The 13,656-nt window shown below is 71.8% G+C and carries 12 protein-coding genes; 6 read left to right on the top strand and 6 right to left on the bottom strand.

From position 1 onward, the window contains the following. Positions 1-243 precede the first annotated feature (243 nt). Positions 244-1,182 carry an AraC family transcriptional regulator gene (locus tag MTP10_RS24980; RefSeq protein ID WP_310712068.1) on the bottom strand — a complete coding sequence of 313 codons (939 nt, stop codon included), beginning with the start codon at positions 1,180-1,182 and terminating at the stop codon, positions 244-246. Between the two features lie 169 nt (positions 1,183-1,351). Between MTP10_RS24980 and MTP10_RS24975 the strand changes: the two genes are divergently transcribed. From MTP10_RS24975 to MTP10_RS24965, 3 genes are all read left to right on the top strand, one after another. After that, the gene (locus MTP10_RS24975) at positions 1,352-2,824 is read left to right on the top strand and encodes an MFS transporter (protein WP_397334504.1); all 1,473 of its coding nucleotides are present in this window, start codon (positions 1,352-1,354) and stop codon (positions 2,822-2,824) included. 24 nt (positions 2,825-2,848) lie between these two features. Next, positions 2,849-3,427: an NAD(P)H-dependent oxidoreductase gene (locus MTP10_RS24970; RefSeq protein WP_310712065.1), complete on the top strand. Its 579-nt coding sequence runs from the start codon at positions 2,849-2,851 to the stop codon at positions 3,425-3,427. Between the two features lie 631 nt (positions 3,428-4,058). Then, entirely contained in the window at positions 4,059-4,292 is a 234-nt protein-coding gene (locus MTP10_RS24965; protein ID WP_310712064.1) for a hypothetical protein, read from the top strand. 33 nt (positions 4,293-4,325) lie between these two features. On the opposite strand, the gene MTP10_RS24960 is transcribed toward MTP10_RS24965, so the two are convergent. From MTP10_RS24960 to MTP10_RS24950, 3 genes are all read right to left on the bottom strand, one after another. Beyond that, a complete protein-coding gene (locus tag MTP10_RS24960; protein ID WP_310712063.1) occupies positions 4,326-5,534 on the bottom strand; it encodes an acyl-CoA dehydrogenase family protein in 1,209 nt (402 codons plus the stop codon). A gap of 97 nt (positions 5,535-5,631) precedes the next feature. Further along, positions 5,632-6,585: a glucosyl-3-phosphoglycerate synthase gene (locus MTP10_RS24955; RefSeq protein WP_310712062.1), complete on the bottom strand. Its 954-nt coding sequence runs from the start codon at positions 6,583-6,585 to the stop codon at positions 5,632-5,634. A 70-nt stretch (positions 6,586-6,655) separates the two neighbouring features. Then, positions 6,656-8,128 carry a helix-turn-helix domain-containing protein gene (locus MTP10_RS24950; RefSeq protein ID WP_397334503.1) on the bottom strand — a complete coding sequence of 491 codons (1,473 nt, stop codon included), beginning with the start codon at positions 8,126-8,128 and terminating at the stop codon, positions 6,656-6,658. A 259-nt stretch (positions 8,129-8,387) separates the two neighbouring features. Between MTP10_RS24950 and aceA the strand changes: the two genes are divergently transcribed. The 3 genes from aceA (at position 8,388) to MTP10_RS24935 (ending at position 11,527) form a co-directional block, all read left to right on the top strand. After that, a complete protein-coding gene (gene aceA, locus MTP10_RS24945; protein ID WP_310712061.1) occupies positions 8,388-9,674 on the top strand; it encodes an isocitrate lyase in 1,287 nt (428 codons plus the stop codon). A gap of 171 nt (positions 9,675-9,845) precedes the next feature. Further along, a complete protein-coding gene (locus MTP10_RS24940; protein WP_310712060.1) occupies positions 9,846-10,355 on the top strand; it encodes a SigE family RNA polymerase sigma factor in 510 nt (169 codons plus the stop codon). After that, positions 10,352-11,527, top strand: a complete 1,176-nt coding sequence (locus MTP10_RS24935; RefSeq protein ID WP_310712059.1) for a hypothetical protein — start codon at positions 10,352-10,354, stop codon at positions 11,525-11,527. The genes MTP10_RS24940 and MTP10_RS24935 overlap by 4 nt, the downstream gene beginning before the upstream one ends. A gap of 18 nt (positions 11,528-11,545) precedes the next feature. On the opposite strand, the gene MTP10_RS24930 is transcribed toward MTP10_RS24935, so the two are convergent. Both MTP10_RS24930 and MTP10_RS24925 read right to left on the bottom strand, forming a co-directional pair. After that, entirely contained in the window at positions 11,546-12,379 is an 834-nt protein-coding gene (locus tag MTP10_RS24930; protein WP_310712058.1) for a siderophore-interacting protein, read from the bottom strand. 75 nt (positions 12,380-12,454) lie between these two features. After that, the gene (locus tag MTP10_RS24925; RefSeq protein WP_310712057.1) at positions 12,455-13,429 is read right to left on the bottom strand and encodes an alpha/beta hydrolase; all 975 of its coding nucleotides are present in this window, start codon (positions 13,427-13,429) and stop codon (positions 12,455-12,457) included. Between the last annotated feature and the right edge of the window lie 227 nt (positions 13,430-13,656).

The following is a 13,656-nucleotide window of genomic DNA, read 5'->3' as shown; positions in this document are numbered from 1 at the left end:
GGCGGAGCCCGTAGCGCAGCGGGCGCCCGGCGGGCCGCCACCCCGACCAGGTACGTGCTCGGGGGCGGCATCGCCTCGCGGGTGAAGCGGGAACTCAACGCCATGGCCGCGGCGCTGGGCGATCCGCTCCCGCATGCGGTCGTCGCCGCCCGATCCGCAGCATCCACCGGACCGGCCCGCTCCCGTGAGCCGCCCACCCTCTGACCGGGACAGGCGCGTACCGTCCCACGCCGCCGAGCCGCGTCAGGCTCCTTGTCGTCGGTACTTGCCAGGGGCGGTGCCGTACTGCCGCTTGAAGGCGTTGGCGAAGGCAAACTCCGAGGTGTAGCCGATCTGCTGGGCCACGACGCTCAGCGGGGCGTCGGAGTCACGCAGGAGCCGGGCCGCCGTGGTCATGCGCCACCAGGTCAGGTAGGTGAGCGGCGGCTGACCGACCAGCGCGGTGAAGCGGCGGGCGAAGGCCGCCCGGGACAGCCCGGCCCGCGATCCCAGCTCCTCCACCGTCCACTGCCGGGCCGGGTCGCGATGAAGGCAACCCAGAGCCGTGATGATCGCCGGGTCGCCGAGCGCCGCGGCCCAGCCGGTGGCGGCGCCGCGCTCGGGCTGCTCGGCGAACCAGGCGCGCAGGATGAACAGCAGGAGCACGTCGAGCAGTGCGGGCACGGCGGCGTCGGAGCCGAGACGGGAGTCCTCCAACTCGCCGCCGAGGAGGTCGACGGCGGCGCGCAGCTCGGGGTGGCGGCCCCGCCGGGCCGGCAGGTGGGCGATCCGCGGCAGCTCGTTCAGCAGGGGATGCGCGCGGGAGAGGTCGAACTGGTAGGCGCCGCACAGGGTCACGCTCGGAGCGCCCGAGCCCCGCACCGCGTCCGGCGGGAACTCGTCGCGTTGCCCGAAGTGGACGCCCTGCTCGTCGGGGGTGCAGAAGGGCTCGGTCAAGGGGGTTGAGGGGGTGTCGGCCAGTCCGTGGTCGACCGGCCCGGGAAGGAACACCACGTCGCCGGGGGCCAGCGCCAGGGGGTCGCCGTCCGGTGGGAGCAGCCAGCAGGTGCCCTGCAGGATCACGTGGAAGGCGGCTCCCGGCACGGGGGGGTAGCGCCGGCCCCAGGGGGCGTGTCGTCGCACGCGCGCGGAGGCGGGGCGTCCGATGCGCATGGCCGCGATCACGTCACTGAGCACATCCATGAAGCAATCCTAGGTCCATCGTCTATTTCAAGAGACGATGGCGTATGAATGCGAGATCAATGAGCATGGATCATCTCCCCTGATCACTCTACGGTCAGATGTGCGAAAGGTGACCGCCCCTTCCCGGGCGAGGCGCCACCCCCTTGTTGCCCTACGGGAGAAACCGCATATGCCCCACGACGCCCCACCGGCTCGCGCGTCGCGCTGGCGCGCATTTGCCGTGCTCAGCGCCGTACAACTGATGATCATCATTGACTCCAGCATCGTGTACGTGGCGCTGCCGCCCATCCAGAACGATCTGGGCTTCTCCGCGGCCGGTCTGGCCTGGGTCGTCAACGCCTACATGATCGCCTTCGGTGGCCTGTTGCTGCTGTCCGGGCGGCTGGGCGACCTGGTCGGCCGCAAGCACATATTCGTCGCGGGCCTGGTCGTGTTCACCGCGGCCTCGCTGCTGTGCGGGCTGTCGGTAAGTCAGGAGATGCTGGTCGCCGCCCGGTTCGTTCAAGGAGCGGGCGGGGCGATGGCCTCGGCCGTGGTCATGGGCATCATCGTGACCCTCTTCCAGGAGCCACGCGAGATGGCCAGGGCGATCGGCGCGATCGGCTTCGTCGCTGCGGCCGGCGGCGCGATCGGCGGCACCGCCGGGGGCGTCCTGGCGCAGGCGGCCGGCTGGCACTGGATCTTCTTCGTCAACGCACCGGTCGGAGTCGTGGCCGTCGTGCTGGCCGTACGCCTGCTGGCCGCCGACCGCGGGCTCGGCCTCGGCGCGGGAGCCGACGTCGCGGGCGCGTTCCTGGTCACCGCGGGCCTGATGGCCGGCGTCTACACCGTCGTGAAGGTCGAGGAGCACGGCTGGGGATCGGCTCACACGCTCGGCCTCGGCGCCCTGTCCATCGCCTTGCTCGCGGGGTTCGCCGCCCGCCAGGCCAGGGCCAGGAACCCGCTGATGCCGCTGCGCGTCTTCCGCTCGCGCAACCTGTCGGGCGCCAACCTCGTCCAGGTCCTGATGGTGGCGGGCATGTCGGGATTCCAGTTCCTCACCGTCCTGTACATGCAGCGGGTCCTGGGCTACGGCGCGGCCGCGACCAGCCTGGCGGGGCTGCCCATTGCGCTGGTGCTGGCGGTTGTCTCTCTCGGCCTGGCCCCGCGCCTGATCACCCGTCTCGGCCCGCGCGCCGTCCTGCTCACGGGTCTGACGCTCATCACGGCGGCGCTGGCGCTGTTCACGCGCAGCCCGGTGGGCGGCGGGTACGCGCTGGACGTCCTGCCCTCGATGGTGCTGCTCGGGGCGGGCGCGGGCCTGGCGATGCCCGCGGTCATGACACTCGCCATGTCGGGCGTCCATCCCGGCGACACCGGGCTCGCCTCCGGCCTGGCCGGAACAGGGGCGCAGGTCGGTGGCGCGCTCGGCCTGGCGGCCCTGGCGGCGCTGGCCTCGGGGCACACCGACGCGCTGGCCGCCGGCGGGAACCGCACCGTCTCGGCACTGAACGCCGGCTACCACCTGGCGTTCGGCGTCGGCGCGGGCCTCCTCGTCGCCGCCGTCCTCCTCGGCTTCGTCGTGCTACGCGCCGGCCCGGTCGGGGCGCATCGGCCCCCCGCGGCCGGTGACCATCCGGTCACGAGCAGCATGCATTCCTGAATCAGCTGAACGGAGAGAACCACCATGATCAAGGTAGCGATCGTCATCGGCAGCACCCGCCCAGGACGTAACGGGGAGAGCGTGGCTCGCTGGGTCCACGACCTGGCGGTCAAGCGCGGCGACGCCGAGTACGAAGTGGTGGACATCAAGGACTACGAGCTGCCGCATCTGGACGAGGTGATGCCGGCGGCGATGGGCCAGTACGCCCTCCCGCACACCCGCGAGTGGGCCGCGACGATCGCGTCCTTCGACGCCTACGTGTTCGTGACACCGGAGTACAACCACTCGACGTCGGGCGCGTTGAAGAACGCCATCGACTTCCTGTACGCCGAATGGAACAACAAAGCCGCCGGGTTCGTCGGCTACGGCAGCGCCGGCGGCACCCGCGCGGTGGAGCACCTGCGGCTGGTGATGGGCGAGCTCCAGGTCGCCGACGTGCGCGCCCAGGTCGCGCTGTCGCTGTTCACCGACTTCGAGCACTTCAGCGTCCTCAAACCGGCCGCCCAGCAGGAGGACGCGCTCACCGCCATGCTGGACCAGGTCGTCGCTTGGGGCGAGGCGTTGCGGCCCCTTCGCCGCTCCTCGTCAGGTACTGCCGGATGAGGTGATCAGCGGCCCCGGCGTGGACGGGTGAGGAACGCGGCAGGCGCGTGGGTCACGCCGTACCAGAGGGTCAAGGCCGGGGCCCCCCGCCTGGAGCGCGGCGAGGCTGAGCACGGCGACCACAGCCAGCAGCACGGCTGCGGGGAGCCTCGCGCCGCCGCCATGACGACGGTGAGCAACCCCAGGACCCCTGAGGCCGCCGGCAGGTCGAAGAGCAGCCAGGGATCCAGAAGCCCCGTACGGGCCAGCCCGGGTAGCGGTCCCACCCGGACGGGTCTTTCGGCGGTCCGTACCCGTCGCCAGCGGGGCTCGTGGTGATCTGCGAGGCCAGATCGCGCGCGAGCGTGTCCATGACCCACACCAGCTCGACCGGCCGGACGTCGACGCCGTACAGCGCTCCGAGCAGGGCGCCGGCGACCGCGGCGACGAAGTCGCCTTCAGGCGCCGTGGCCGCGAAGGCGGGCGAGCCGGCTGCAAGTACCCCCTGAACTGCATGAACGTCACCATGACAGAACTCGCGCCATCACGCCGGACATGAATGATCGGCTGCTGCTGGCAACGTGCGTCAAAGGCGGTTACCTTGATCTCAGATCACGCACAAGGCCTCGGCGTTCGCTCTGGAGGAACCTTCATGCACATCAGGCGAGGCGTTTTAGCGGCGGTGCTGGCCGCCGGCGCGCTCACTGCCGGCTCGACCCCGGCTCACGCTATTCCTCCTCCCCCACCAGGGGGCGACAACCTCCTCGTCATCAGCTACTACAGCGGGGAACAGCTCATCGGACAGCGCTGGTCCGGGTGCAGTCAGCCTCCGGGCGAATGGGGGACGCTGGAAGGCACGATGAAAGTCTTCTTCACGCCCTGCTGAGCGCGAAGGGTGCCCCTCTGACCTGCGAAGTTCTCACCGGACAGGCAGGCCGGTGATCGCGCGGCCGATGATCAGCCGCTGGATCTCGCTCGTGCCCTCGAAGATGGTGTAGATCTTGGCGTCACGGTGGAAGCGCTCCACCGGGTGCTCCCGCGTGTACCCCGCCCCGCCCAGGATCTGGATGGCCTGTTCCGTCACCCAGACCGCCGTCTCCCCCGCCACGAGCTTCGACATCGAGCCCTCCGCCTGGCCGAAGCGCTTGCCGGTGCGGGCCATCCAGGCGGCGCGCCAGGTGAGCAGGCGGGCCACGTCGACCCGCGTCGCCATCTCCGCCAGCAGGAACGCGATGGCCTGGTTCTCGCCGATCTTGCGGCCGAACTGCTCCCGCTCGCGGGCGTAGTCGCGGGCGTACTCGAAGGCGGCGCGGGCGATGCCGACCGCCATCGCGGCGACCGACGGGCGGGTGGTCTCAAAGGTGCGCATCGCGGCCTGCTCCCCGGCGCGTTCGCCGCCGCGGACCCGGGCCAGCCGGGCGTCGAGCTTCTCCTTGCCGCCGAGCAGGCACGAGCCGGGCACGCGGACGCCGTCCAGCACCACCTCGGCCGTGTGGGAGGCGCGGATGCCGTGCTTCCTGAACTTCTGCCCCATGGACAGGCCCGGCGTGCCCGGCGGGATGACGAAGCTGGCCTGGCCGCGGGTACCGAGATCCGGGTCCACGGAGGCGACGACCACGTGGACGTCGGCGATGCCGCCGTTGGTGGCCCACGTCTTGACGCCGTCGAGCACCCAGTCGCCGTTGTCGTACACGGCGCGGGTGCGGATGGCGCCGACGTCGGACCCGGCGTCGGGCTCGGAGGCGCAGAAGGCGCCGAGCTTGACGTCGTTCGCGGTGCCGAACATCTGCGGCAGCCACTCGCCCATCTGCTCCGGCGTGCCGTTGGCGGACAGCGCGGCGGCGGCCAGGCCGGTGCCGACGATGGACAGGCCGATGCCGGCGTCGCCCCAGAAGATCTCCTCGAACGCCACGGGCAGCGCCAGGCCGCTCTCCTCGAACGACTGTGTGGCGAAGAAGTCGAGCGAGTACAGCCCGATCTTGGCGGCTTCCTGGAGGATCGGCCAGGGCGTCTCCTCGCGTTCGTCCCACTCGGCGCCCGCCGGGCGGATCACGTCGCGGGCGAACGCGTGCACCCAGTCGCGCACCTCGATGACGTCGTCGCCGAGCTCCAGATCGAACCCGCCCATGCACGCTCCCTGAGAAGGACCCGAGGCCGCACCGGCCGGGGAACGGGCGCGCACCGGGGCGCCCCGGACTCCCCGCCGGGTCTACCGCGGCCATACCTTACCGGCCAGTAGCCCTTCCGGGCCAGGCCGCGCGCACGGTGCTCATCGGCGGGCGCTCGGCGATGGACACGTCGGTGGCGAACGCCTCATGGCCGGCCTCGCCCCGCCTGAACTGCGTCAGCCGCACCCCGGGCCGCTGGAACGCCTGGATCTTGCCCTGGCGCTCCAGCCGGGACCAGGCGGCCAGCATGATCTGCGCGGCCATCGCCCCGAGCGCCTCGGTGGACTGGTGCGAGTGCTCCCGCACGCCCAAATCGACCTGGGCCAGCGCGTCCAGCCCGGCCAGCTCCGCCAGGTCCACGAGCAGCCCGAGCTCCACCCCGTAGCCGGTGATGAACGGCACCCGCTCCAGCACGGAGCGCCGGCCCGCGTACTCGCCCGCCAGCGGCTGGACGAACCCGGCCAGCTCCGGCCAGTGCAGGTTGATGAGCGGGCGGGCGACCAGCTCGGTGACGCGCCCGCCGCCCGTCGGCGCCCCGCTGAGCGGCCGGTCGTAGCAGCCCTTGACGTAGACGACGCCGGGGTCGGACAGCAGCGGGCCGAGCAGGCCGGTCACCAGCTCCGGCCGGAAGTTGCGGATGTCGGCGTCCACGAACGCGAGGATGTCACCCTCTGTGACCGCCAGCGACTTCCACAGCGCCTCGCCTTTGCCGCCGAGCGGTTCGAGGTGGGGCAGGATGTCGTCCTGCGCGTGGACGCGGGCTCCGGCGCGGGCGGCGACGGCCGCCGTGTCGTCGGTGGAGCGCGAGTCGATGACCACGACCTCGTCCACCAGGCCGGCCAGCTCGCCGCGGATCACCCGGACGATGTCGCCGACGGTCTCGCGCTCGTCGCGCGCCGGGAGCACCACGCTGATCGTGGTGCCGCCCTTGGCCTCGGCCAGCATGCGCGCCGGCCAGTCCGCCGTCCGTGAGGTGCGACGGCGCGACCATGCGCGCACTTCAGGCGGCACACACTCCTCCCCCGTCCACCCCATGGCCCCAAGCTTAGGGTGTCCCCCCGCACGCCCCGTGACCACCCGGTCAGGTTGTGGCCGCGTGCCGTTCGAGGAAGGTGTAGACGTCGGCCTCGTCCACGCCGGGGAACGAGCCGGGCGGCAGCGCCGCCAGCACGTGGGAGTTGGCGCGGGCCGACGGCCAGGCGTACCCCTCCCAGCGCTCGGCCAGGTCGGCGGGCGGGCGGCGGCAGCAGTCGCCGGTGGGGCAGTGGCTGCGGGTGCGGTTGGTGGTCTCCCGGCCGCGGAACCACCGCGACTCCCGGAACGGCACGCCCAGCGTGATCGCGAAGTCCCGCTCGCGCGACGGGTCGACGTGGGCGACGCAGAAGTACGTGCCGGTCGGCGAGTCGGAGTACTGGTAGAAGACGGAGAAGCGGTCCGGCGAGGTGAACACCTGGCGTCCCGACCACTGCAGGCACATCCGCTGGCCCTCGATCGCGCCCTGCTCGTCGGCGGGGAAGACGATGCCGTCATTCTCGTACGCCTTGTAGATGGTGCCGCCGGCGTCGTTGCGGACGAAGTGGCAGACCAGGTCGAGGTGGTGGGTGGCGAGGTTGGTGAAGCGGTGGGCGGCCATCTCGTACGACACGGCGAAGACGTCGCGCAGGTCCTCCACCGACAGCGCCCGGTCGGCCTTGGCCTCCTGGAGGTAGACGGCGGCGGCCTTCTCGGGGACGAGCACGGCGGCGGCGAAGTAGTTGGCCTCGGTGCGCTGGCGCAGGAAGTCGGCGAAGTCGCGGGGCTTGCCGTGGCCGAGGGCGAGGTGGCCGAGCGTCTGCAGCAGGATCGTGCGCGGGGTGTGCATGCCGAGCTGCTCGTGCTTGACGTAGATGCGGCGGTTGCGCAGGTCGGTGATGGAGCGCACCGACCGGGGCAGGTCCTGCGCGGTGTGCACGGTGTAGCCGAAGTGCGTGACCAGGCTCTGGATCATGCTCTGGGACAGGGCGCCCGTACGGTAGCCGACGGCGGCCAGGGCCTCGGCGGCGGCGTTCTCGATCTCGGGGAAGTAGTTGCCCAGCTCGCGCTGGCGGCGTCGCAGCTCGGCGTTGGCGGCCCTGGCCTCCTCGGGCGTGGCGGTGCCGCGCGCCTGCCGTGCGCGCAGCTCGCCGTACAGGCCGAGGATGTGCTCCAGCACGTCGTTGGGGACGCGCGCGGACACCTTGAGCCGGGGCAGGCCGAGCGCCGCGTAGATGGGGTCGCGCTGGGCCTCCTCCAGGGCGATCTCCAGCTGGGCGCGCCGGTTGGGCGGCTGGCGGCGCAGCAGCTCCTCGATGGGTACGCCGAGCGCGGCGGCGAGCGCCTTGAGCAGGGACAGCTTGGGCTCCCGCTTGCCGTTCTCCAGCAGGGAGAGCTGGCTCGGCGCCCGGCTGACGCGCGCACCGAGGTCGGACAGGGTGAGCCCGCGCTGTTTGCGCAGGTGGCGTAGGCGCTGGCCGAAGGCGATGAGATCCAGCTCCTGCGTCAAAAGCAGCGGTTCTTCCCCTACCAAGGAGGCCATGTCGGCATCTTAGACAGAATTTCGGCCCATTTTCTAGCTCCTTCGCGATCTTGCCGGAAGCGCCGGCGCGACCAGGTCCGGCGCCCGCGATTGGTCTAGTCCAACGGGAAAACTCGCGATTTCTTCTCTACTGAATACCCGCCGGTATTCACCGTAAGCGGAAGATTCGACGTTCTTCTGAGCGATTCGACCTGTCGATGGGGCGTTTCCGGGGCACACACTCGTGACAGGCCCCAGGGGACGACAAAGGAGTGCAAACATGAACGATCGCCTCAAGGGAGCTGCGGAGCAGCTGCGTGAAGAGTGGGAGAACGACCCTCGGTGGGAGGGCGTCGAGCGCACCTACAGCGCCGAGGACGTGATCAGGTTGCGCGGCAGCGTCCAGGAGGAGCACACGCTGGCCCGGCTCGGCGCCGAGCGGCTGTGGCGGCTGCTGCACACCACGGACTACGTGCACGCGCTCGGCGCGCTGACCGGCAACCAGGCCGTCCAGCAGGTGCGGGCGGGACTGCAGGCCATCTACCTGTCCGGCTGGCAGGTCGCGGCCGACGCCAACCTGGGCGGCCAGACGTACCCGGACCAGAGCCTGTACCCGGCCAACTCGGTGCCGGCCGTCGTGCGGCGCATCAACAACGCCCTGCTGCGCGCCGACCAGATCAGCTGGTCCGAGGGCGAGCAGCGGGACTGGCTGGCGCCCATCGTGGCCGACGCCGAGGCCGGCTTCGGCGGCGTGCTGAACGCCTTCGAGCTGATGAAGGGCATGATCGCCGCCGGCGCGGCAGGCGTGCACTGGGAGGACCAGCTCGCCTCCGAGAAGAAGTGCGGCCACCTCGGCGGCAAGGTGCTCATCCCGACCGGACAGCACATCAAGACGCTCAACGCCGCCCGGCTCGCCGCCGACGTGGCCGGAGTCCCGTCCCTGATCATCGCGCGGACCGACGCCCAGGCCGCGACGCTCCTGACCAGCGACGTGGACCCCCGCGACCAGCGCTTCACCACCGGCGAGCGCACCCCCGAGGGCTTCTACCGGGTGCGCAACGGCGTCCAGGCGTGCATCGCCCGAGGCCTGGCCTACGCGCCGCACTCCGACCTGCTGTGGATGGAGACCGGCACACCGGACCTCGACGTCGCCCGCGAGTTCGCCGAGGCGATCAAGTCGGAGTACCCGGACCAGATGCTCGCCTACAACTGCTCCCCGTCGTTCAACTGGAAGAAGCACCTCGACGACTCCACGATCGCCAGGTTCCAGAAGGAGCTGGGCCACATGGGGTACAAGTTCCAGTTCATCACGCTCGCGGGCTTCCACTCGCTGAACTACTCGATGTTCGACCTGGCCCAGGGGTACGCCGCCGGCGGCATGACGGCGTACGTGGACCTCCAGGAGGCGGAGTTCGCCGCCGAGGCACGCGGCTACACCGCCACCCGGCACCAGCGCGAGGTCGGCACCGGCTACTTCGACCTGGTCAGCACCGCGGTCGCGCCCGACTCCTCGACGACCGCGCTCAAGGGCTCGACGGAAGAGGAGCAGTTCGTCCCGGCCCACTGACCTCCACGGCCTCCAAGGCTCGCCGGCCACCTTCAGGGCATGGAAGGGTTCCCCCGGCGACACCGAGGGCCGCGCCGATCTCCCCCCGGATCGGCGCGGCCCTTTCGCGTGCAACAGTTTCCGCGCCCGGCGCCTCTGGGAGGTGACCAAGACGACGAAGGGCTGACGCACGTGGACCAAGACTCCCGTTTCGCGGAGTTCGTCGCCGAACGCGGCGACGCGCTGCTGCGCTACGGATACGTGCTCGCCGGGAACCCGCACGACGCCGCCGATCTGGTGCAGGAGGCGCTGGTCAAGCTGCGCGGCTCCTGGGCGCGGGTGCGGCTGAAGGACAACCCGGAGAGTTACGCGCGCACCACGATGGCCAGGCTGCACATCCGCGCATGGCGGTCACGGCGGCGCGAGCACCTCGCCTGGGACCCGCCCGAACGTGCGCACCACGACGCGCTGCCCAGCGGGGACGAGCAGCGACTGTGGCACGCGCTGGCCGGGCTGCCCCGCCGGCAGCGGGCCGTGGTCGTGCTGCGCTACTACGAGCAGCTCACCGACGAGGAGATCGCCGGCGTGCTGGGCGTCTCGCGCGGCACCGTACGCAGCCAGGCCGCCAGGGCCCTGGCCAAGCTCCGCAGCACACTGCCGCAGGAGATCCCCGTCCGCAGCAACCGAGGAGAGGCGCGATGAACGACCTGGAGGAGACCCTGCGCAGGACGCTCGCCGGGGCGGCCGACCGGGCGCCGCACGCACCCGGCACGCTGGCCGGCACGGTCGAGACCCGCTTCCGCAGGCGCCGCAACCGGACCCGGGCGGGGCTGGCCGCGACGGCGGTCGTGGCGCTGGTGGGCGGGGCGACGTTCGCCCTGAACGGCGGGACCACGCGGGCGCTGCCCGCCACCCCGCCCACCGCTGACCTGCCGGCCCCGATCGAGAAGGTGTGGCCCCAGGCGGTCCGCGAGATCCCGGCCGGCCTGCCGGACGGCCGGGCCTTCCACCCGTACCAGTTCATCGACGAGCGGACGCTCCTGGTGGCGCCGGACACTCCGGCGGCGGACGCGGTCTACGCCTACCGCCTGGACACCCATGACGCGCGCAAGATCGCCGATGTGCCGATGCCGAAGGGGACCGTGAACTACCCCGGCGGCTTCGTGGCGGGCGGCGGCCGGGTGGTGTGGTGGGCGGCGCTGGACAACGGCCGGGGGCAGGTGTGGTCGGCGCCCCTGTCGGGCGGCCGGGCCGAGGTGGTGGCGACTTTCCCCGTGGACGACGGGGGCTTCGACGGCCTGGCCGTGGTCGGCGACCGGATCGTGGTCTCGGTGGAGTCGGGCGGGGTGTTCACCGTTCCCCTCGGGGGCGGAACAGTGGAGCCCGTCAAGGGCGGGGAGGACGCTCACCTGCTGGTGTGGCCGTGGATCGGCACGCCGGGACAGCCCAGCCTCGACGGCGAGCCGATGTTCGGCTCCATCCGCAACGTGGAGACGGGCCGGACGAGCACCGCGTTCACCCGGCCGGGCGAGGAGCTGATCCAGTGCGGGCGGGAGATGTGCACGGGCCGGCCCGCGCATGGCGCCGCCTTCGTGAGACTGCGTGACGGCTCCGGCGAGAGACCGGACCCGTGCGCGCGGCCCATGCCGACGGGGGCGCCCGGCCGCTTCTGCACCGAGGCGGTCCAGGGAGCGGACAAGGAACGGATCAGAGTCGTCCTGCACGACAGGAAGAACGGAAGAACCGCCGACCTCGGGCCCCAGCGCACCATGGAAGGGGCGGTGACCATTCCCGTGCTGCGGGACGATCAGCGGCTGCTCTCCTACACCGTCGGGAACCGGATGTACGTCGTGGACCTCACGAAGATCCCGTGACCGGCGCCGGGGAGGCGGTCAGCCGAGCTCGGCCGTCTCCTCGGCCTCGATCTGCCGGTTCCACTCCTTCTTGACCGCCCGCCACGCCTCGTCGTCCACGCCGGAGCGCCAGTAGCCGGAGATCGACAGCCGCTCCAGCGGCACTCGTCGCTCGATGCGCAGGTGGTGGCGCAGCCGCCGGACGAAGCCTGCCTCCCCGTGGACGAACGCGTGCACGTCGCCCTCCGGGAACTCCAGCTCGCACAACGCCTGCACCAGCGCCTCGCCGACGGGCCTGCCGTCGCGGTACAGCCAGGTGACGTGGGCGTCGGCCACGGTCTCGATCTTCTGCTCCTCGGCCGGGCCGTCCACCTCGAGCAGCACGTACGCCAGAGCGCCCGCGGGCAGCGCCTCCACCGAGGCGGCGATCGCGGGCAGCGCGCTCTCGTCACCGGCGAACAAGTGCCAGCCGGCCGCCGGGTCGGGCACGTAGCCGCCGCCCGGACCCAGCATGAGCAGCTCGTCGCCGGGCACGGCCCGGGCGGCCCACGGGCCCGCCAGGCCCTTGTCGCCGTGGTGGACGAAGTCGATCGTCAGCTCGCGCGCCTCGGCGTCCCAGGAGCGCACGGTGTAGCTGCGCAGCCGGGGCCACAGCTCGCGGGGCATGGTCTCGCGGACGTTCTTGACGCTGAAGGGCTCGGGATAGTCGACGCCCTCATGCGGGAAGACCAGCTTGACGTAGTGGTCGGTGAGCCCGGACGTGGCGAAGTCGCTCAGGCCGTCACCGCCCACCACGACGCGGATCATGTGCGGGGTGAGCCGCTCGGTGCGCAGGACGACGCCGCGATGGTGGTCCCTGGGCTTGCCGGACATACACCAACCCTTCCGCTCTACTTAGGGAAGCCTAACTTACACCGACTACCCAAGTGACGCGGCCCTACGCAAGGGTCAGGCTGCGGCCCCCTCGTCCCGAGCCGAGGAGGCGCCCACGGCCGACAGGAACTCCCCCATGTGGCGGAACGCCAGCCGCGCCTCCGGCACCACGTCCGCCAGCAGCGGGAAGCAGTGCGGCATCCGCCGCCACTCCTCGTAGCGCACCGGCACCCCCGCCTGCCGCGCGCGGACGGCGACGCGGCGGGCCTCGTCGCGCAGCACCTCCGTCGAGCCCGTCAGGATCATCAACGGGGGCAGCCCGGCGAAGTCGCCCAGCACCGGCGACACCAGCGGGTCACGCGGGTCCAGGCCCGAGGTCCAGCGGCGGGCGAGCCAGCGCACCCGGCCGGCCGGCAGCATCGGGTCCTGCCAGGCGTTGACCCGGCGCGGGAAGTCCGTCAGGTCGGCCCACGGCGACAGGCAGACGGCCGCCCCGGGCATGGGCAGCTCCCGGTCGCGCAGCGCGAGGAGGCTGGCCAGCGTGAGGTGCCCGCCGGCGGAGTCGCCCGCGAGGATGACGTCCTCCGGGGCGTACCCCTGCTCCAGCAGGCAACGGTACGCGTCGAGCGCGTCCGACAGGGAGTCGGCCAGCCGGTGCACCGGGCCCTGACGGTAGTCGAGGGCGAGCACGGGACGCCGGGCCACGCGCGACAGGCGCCAGGTGATCGGCCGGTGCGTCGCCGGCGAGCCGGAGAAGTAGCCGCCGCCGTGGAAGTACAGCACCACCTTGGCCTCGTCCACCCCCTCGCCGGCGCGCACCCACTCGCCGCCGCACGCCGAGAACGCGGCCGGGGTGACCGTGACGTGGCCGGGCAGGCGCAGCGGCAGCAGGTCGACCAGCCCGCCCAGGCGGGAGGCGCAGTCCAGGGCCAGGGCGTGCCGCATGAACAGGCTGGACGCCGGCTTGAGCGTGCCGCGCATCAGGCCGATGAACGCGCGCGCCTGCCAGCTGAGGGGATAGTCCGGAGCGACGTCCCTGTCGATGTGCATGATCGGTCCTCCGATGAGTCCCTTTCCCCGCAGAACACCGATCTACCAACGAGTAAGGAACTCGTCCCTCACCCGCGCATGTCGCGGCCGCATCACTCCCCCGGGCCTGCGGTAAATCCGTTGCGAGGCCGGCGACGCCCGGACCATAATCCAGGGCTCCCACTGGCCGGCCCGCGCGCGGGCCCGGGCACGGCATGTCACCGTGCCGTCACTCTCCGGAGGTGCGT

The organism is Nonomuraea sp. 3-1Str, from assembly GCF_031570565.1.
Taxonomy (GTDB): domain Bacteria; phylum Actinomycetota; class Actinomycetes; order Streptosporangiales; family Streptosporangiaceae; genus Nonomuraea.
This window is presented reverse-complemented; position numbering and strand designations above follow the sequence as displayed.